Below are 749 nucleotides of genomic sequence, written 5' to 3'. Positions count from 1 at the left end.
CGGTTCCAAAATAAAATCAAATACTTGGACCCGGTCGATGAAGTCTCGGACCTGGTCGACGAATCCTCGGACCCGGTCGATGAAGTCTCGGACCTGGTCGACAAATCCTCGGACCCGGTCGACGATTCCTCGTCCTGGTCGACGATTCCTCGGACCCGATAGATTTTTCTCGACGATTTCCACTCCTGGTCGACAAATCCTCGGACCCGGTAAACTTTTCTCGACGATTCCAAGTCCGGATCGACGATTCCTCGGAACCGATTTTTTCCCCTCGACGATTTCAAGTCCTGGTCGAGGAATCCTGGACGATTTCCGCAACAATCACCAGTTTTCATTTTCTCTTTACTTGGCATGGGTTTGTCATATTGAACGTTTGTGTTCATATCACCAAGTGTTTGACTTTTCAACAACTACCTTGTGTTTCATCCATCATTTGATGCTAGTTCTTAGCTTTTACAACTTTCTTAGCTTGAGAACTATCTCACACTTCTATCTCCCCAAGCATTCTCTTTTGTTTCTTTTCGAACAAGTCTGTCTCTTGACTTACTCTTCTCACTATGCACCTTCGTGAGCGTCTCCCCACGCTTTCTCTTCCGTTTCTTTTTGGACAAGTCTATCTCTTGACTTACTCTTCTCACTATGCACCTTCGTGGTGGGCGTTTTGGACAAGTCTGTCTCTTCACTTATTATTCTCACTATCCACCTTTGCGAGCGTTGCGGGTTTTCAAAACACTTGGCGAGGTCCGGAA

The 749-nt window shown here is 46.5% G+C and carries 1 protein-coding gene; it reads right to left on the bottom strand.

What is annotated here, in order from left to right; all coding sequences use genetic code 11:
- Positions 1–555: 555 nt before the first annotated feature.
- Positions 556–749 (bottom strand): hypothetical protein (locus DF185_RS24770; protein ID WP_207784740.1); only part of this gene is annotated, 194 nt, incomplete at its 5' end.

It is taken from the genome of Marinifilum breve (assembly GCF_003202155.1).
In the GTDB taxonomy this organism is placed as follows: Bacteria; Bacteroidota; Bacteroidia; order Bacteroidales; family Marinifilaceae; genus Marinifilum; species Marinifilum breve.
Note: the sequence above shows the minus strand (reverse complement) of the source record. Positions and strands in the feature narration are given on the sequence as shown.